Raw genomic sequence first — 4,515 nt, 5'->3', positions numbered from 1 at the left:
TACCCCCTCTCTCAGACTCTCACCCCCATCCATACCCTAAGCACAGTCGGGCTTCCGCCCTCCAGCGGTGTGCCACGTCACTGAAAGAGGGGGAGGGATAAGGGCATCGGCTCGGCACTGGCAAAAGTGGCACTTCACTTTCTAAGGTTTTGCCGTGCCGGGGCTCAAGGCGGGGGCAACTCCAACCATCCACCGCCGTTTCCCCGCCTCTCGCTTCGGCGCCTTTGATTTCGAATCAGACTTTCCACCCCTGACATCATGCAGCCGTGCTCTCGCACCGCTGCGACGCTCCAGAGCCCTCTGGAGCTAAGGTAAGGCCCCAGCATGGAGAAATATCCATACAGGGGCCCCATGGCGTCCTGTAGTGCCCTGGAAAGGCGCCGGGCACCACAGGTAGACAACTGGCCGGTACCAAAGCGGTAGATTCGAAATTGGAAGTGGTGAAAGCTCAGGCATTCCCTCCTTCGCTGTTCGCCTTATGGGTAAAGCGCGGAGACGCATCCGCCCATTCCCCACCAGAAAGGCGGTCGTGCAGACTGCGCACCACCGCCGGCCATACGGGGCGACGGATTTCCGCTTTTCGCGGAACTAGCCGCCCCTAAAGATACTTGAATATAGGCCCAGCGTTTGTCGCGCTTCGGGTGATATTCCCAGGGGGAATCTTCCCTTGCGCTCCGGCCACGCTCGGCTTCGCACATAAGCTCAGCCTCGCTCTACCGCTTACGCGGTAAACAGAGGTAGGCGGTGGGATCAGCCCCCGCTACATAGATCTAAAAGCTCAGTTAGGGGTAAAGATTTTTCACATAGTTCAAGAATATAGATTAATTCTCTATTCATTGGATATATATGTATTGATTAAAACAGAAACATTTTGAAGTTGGACCTTGAAACTATCATATAAACTTTAGCATAACAGTTGGGGAGGTTTTTAAAATGAAAGCTCAAGATATAAACACACTAGTATCGGCACAAATAGCGGCGAGATATGGACTTAATGTTATGGAGCGAGCAGTATACGAAGCCATAAGAAAATACAAGTCCAACGAAGAGCACACTGCCTATCCAAGCATAGGAACTATAGCTGGTCATATAGGATGCTGTAGGAATACAGCTAAGAAGTATATAAAGAGTCTGGTCAATAAGGGTCTTATAAGATTAACCGAAAGACCGATAGTTCTTCCTGATGGTAAAAGATGGAACGACACTCATGTCTATACTTTTACAGTGGAAAAGGATGGGAAGGCTAGTCCAAAGAGAGAAATAAAAACTGAAGTTCAGACCGAAACACCGTATCAAAAAGCTTTAAAGGAGTTTCAAGCTGCTAAAAATATCCTTCAGAGGAGTTATCCAGCCGAGGTCTGTGAAAAAGCTTTCAATATAGCTGTAGGGAATATTAGGACTGGGGTTAAAAAATGCATAACAACTCCTTTGAACTACATGAAATCTATGATAGATAACAGGGATGAAGAAAGCCAAGGCGAAAGTAAAAACTGCGAAGAACAAATATCTTCCGCTGAAATCTTGCTGCGAGATGAGACTGAGCGGGAATAGAAAATACACAGTTCAACTCAATCTAATTTAATAAGCCAACCCCAGGGGATCTTAAAGACCCCCAATTTGTCATGCCTAAATTTGCTTCATATCAAAAGCACATCGATGTTTTTCATTTAATAGTACCTTCGGAAAAATCTAGCCCAGAAAAATATTCCAGATATAACCACAAAAGACACGTTTTAGACATGAATTTGTGTATACATTTGACCACTTCAAAATTTGACTAGATTATTTTTTGTAGTCGAACTATAAGGGGTGGTTGCTTTAATGGAAATGAAGTGGCTATGTACTGTTTGAATATTAGACTTAAAGGGGCGTGTTGATAAAGAGAATGGAATGGGTAGAGCTTGTAATGAATAAAAATTAAATTTATCTGCACAAGTGTAGTGTAAAAAATGCAATTTAAGTATATAATATGTAGAAGTAGGACTATAAGTCTATAGTGGGGGACTAACAGTGTTCTACTTAAATACATAGATTTGAGAGGAGGAATTGATATGAAAATTTCGAGAGCAATTAGATCATTAGCAGTAGCAGGTGTTATAGGACTAGGTTTATTGGGAGCAACAAATGTAGAGGCGGCGATAGAGCCGAAAGTAGTTCTTGATGGCAAGCCAGTAGTATCCGATGTCGAGCCAGTGGTTTATAAAGGTAGAGTTATGCTACCTATTAGAGCAGTAGCCGAGGCAATGGGACATAGAGTAGAATACCACCACGATACCTGGTTCCCGAGAGCAGAGATAATAACAGAGGAATTCGTAGACCATCCAAACCCTAACGAGAAAGTGCTGTATAAATATACAACTACTATAAACCTTGGCATTAGGAGGGCCTCTAGAGCATGGCTGCATGAGAGCGAGATAAAACTTCCTAACGGGGGAACTCAGTATGGCGGCCATCTTAGCGATTGGACTCTTAAGAACAGCTTAAACGAGAAAAACCCAGGCTACACTATGTGGCAGAGAGAGTTCCCTATAGTAGTAGAGAATAGAGTTATGATGCCAGTTAGAGACATAGCTGAGTTCCTTGGAGCATCTGTAGAGTGGGATAACGACACTAAAACAGCAGTTATAACTTCTGGAGCATATGTGCCAGACCCTGAGGAGCTAGCAGCAGTTAAAGCTAAAGCTGTAGCAGATATGGAGCAGATTAGTGCAGATATAAAAGCAGGAATACAGCCTCCGTATCGCGCTAAGAAACTACAGCACTTTACTAGAGATCAACTTAAATAGATTAATACACTAAAACACAACCCTAGATTAACGTCTAGGGTTGTTTCTATTAATTTCCCACTCTATAGCAGTTCTCTACAAACTGCCGACAATAGGATATTTAATATAACTAACACTTTACAGTAAACACTTTCTAGCTAGCCTAGATAGGAGAGATCACAAGGAAGATGAAAAACCATCTTCTTGTTTACATAAAGCACTTAAAAGCAATAACTAGAACGGGTAAACTTTTGACGTGCCAGTTTGGCGTACCTCTGGACTCATGCGATGGCTATTTCAAGCGAATGGTGCCGAAAAATGCTTAAATCCTAACTTGGTTTACCTAATAATCTAGGTAAACTTTAAGTAAACCATTGAAATTTCAACGGTTTACCAATCTTTAATTATATAAAATTGTGGTTTACTATTTAAAATACAGGCATACAGTGGTATAATGGATATAAGGAAAAGTTTACTTTTGATAGTTTTTTTAAAGGGAGCGATGGAAATGGACGAAGAAATGTCGACTTACGCTGTGAAAATGGATGTGGAGGCCAAAGAAGAGCTGAAGCAGATGATAGAAAGCTATGAAGGTGGAACTGCTGGGGACTTTATGCAGGTACTTATAGAGACCTACAAGGCAAGCAAGCTTACGGGAAGCGTGGCGGATGTGAAAGCGGATCTGGCGGAGCTAAACAAACTGACCGGCAGGATGTACAGCATATATGCGAATATGGTAGAGAGAAGCGAAGTGGCGGGCGAGAGCTTAAGGACACAGGCTGCCGAGGCCATAAAGGAAAGGGAGTCCAGACTTGAGGCGCTTGAAAGCGAAGTTAGAGCCCTGAAGGAAGACAAGAAAACAGCAGCCAGCATTATAGACGACTACAGGGTTAAGACGGAGAAATTGAGGGATGAAGTAGTAAAGACAAAGCAGGACACGGAGAGCGACAGAAAGCTTATAGCCAAGCTGGAAGAAGAGACGTCCGAGCTTGCAGAGCTTAAGCAATCAAAGGAGGCGCTGGAGGATCAGCTGAAAGAAGCGGAGTCCAAGCTTAGGGCTGAGAGTGACAAGGCTAAGGCCCTTGAAAACCAGCTAAAAGAGCAGGAGCAGGAGATAGAGAAGCTGGAGGCTATGGCTGTTCAGGCTATGGATGAAAGCAAGAAGGCGACGGAAAAGGCAAGAGAGGAAGCTATGGCTGAAGTCGAAAGGCTGAAAGCTACTATGGAGCTTGAAAAACAGAAAGAGCTGCTGGCGCTTGCAGGCGAGCATCAGAAAGAAGTCCAGAAGATACAGGAGCAGAGAATAGCCGAAATAGATAGCCAAAGGGAGAAGTATCTAGCAAAGCTTGAGGCTTTGGAGGCCGAGAATAAGGAGCTTGAAAGAAAGCTGGTTGAAGTGAAATAGCAGGATTAAATGCAAAGATATCGGATATATATTTATTGATCAAACAAAACAATACCATACGTGAAGAAAGAAGGGCCCCAATATGGTCCCTTCTTTCTTTTGGTTTACTGAAAGTTTACCAGTTTACTAAGCGGTAAACTTATTATATATCAATAGTTTACCTGATGTTTACTGATATGGTTTTCAGGGATAATCTGAAGTTGTCAGAAGAGTATACGAAGCTTATCTAAGACAGAACATAATCATGCTTGAATATATGCGCAATATTGTGTATAATATAGTTGTGAGGAGGGTGAACTTATGCCTATGAGCTCAAAAGAAATGATTAAGCTGCTCAAGGCGAAC

Annotated in this window: 3 protein-coding genes; all 3 read left to right on the top strand. The window is 43.4% G+C overall.

All coding sequences use genetic code 11. The features are described from left to right. Positions 1-933 precede the first annotated feature (933 nt). The 3 genes from EUAN_RS11965 to EUAN_RS11955 all read left to right on the top strand — a co-directional run bounded on the left by EUAN_RS11965 (position 934) and on the right by EUAN_RS11955 (position 4,170). Positions 934-1,551 (top strand): helix-turn-helix domain-containing protein, encoded by a 618-nt coding sequence (locus tag EUAN_RS11965; protein ID WP_071064818.1) that lies wholly within the window; start codon positions 934-936, stop codon positions 1,549-1,551. Positions 1,552-2,051: 500 nt separating this feature from the next. Beyond that, complete coding sequence (locus EUAN_RS11960; protein ID WP_071064816.1) at positions 2,052-2,786, top strand: stalk domain-containing protein; 735 nt, start codon at positions 2,052-2,054, stop codon at positions 2,784-2,786. A gap of 487 nt (positions 2,787-3,273) precedes the next feature. Beyond that, positions 3,274-4,170 (top strand): coiled-coil domain-containing protein, encoded by an 897-nt coding sequence (locus tag EUAN_RS11955; protein ID WP_071064814.1) that lies wholly within the window; start codon positions 3,274-3,276, stop codon positions 4,168-4,170. The last annotated feature ends 345 nt before the right edge of the window (positions 4,171-4,515 follow it).

Source organism: Andreesenia angusta (genome assembly GCF_001855385.1).
Lineage (GTDB): Bacteria > Bacillota > Clostridia > Tissierellales > Gottschalkiaceae > Andreesenia > Andreesenia angusta.
The sequence above is the reverse complement of the archived record's forward strand: the minus strand, read 5'-3'. Positions and strand labels throughout refer to the sequence as shown.

Excerpts from the sequence above, each read along its gene's own strand:
- EUAN_RS11965 (WP_071064818.1), top strand. The coding sequence starts at position 934 with ATGAAAGCTCAAGATATAAACACACTAGTATCGGCACAAATAGCGGCG.
- EUAN_RS11960 (WP_071064816.1), top strand. The coding sequence starts at position 2,052 with ATGAAAATTTCGAGAGCAATTAGATCATTAGCAGTAGCAGGTGTTATA.
- EUAN_RS11955 (WP_071064814.1), top strand. The coding sequence starts at position 3,274 with ATGGACGAAGAAATGTCGACTTACGCTGTGAAAATGGATGTGGAGGCC.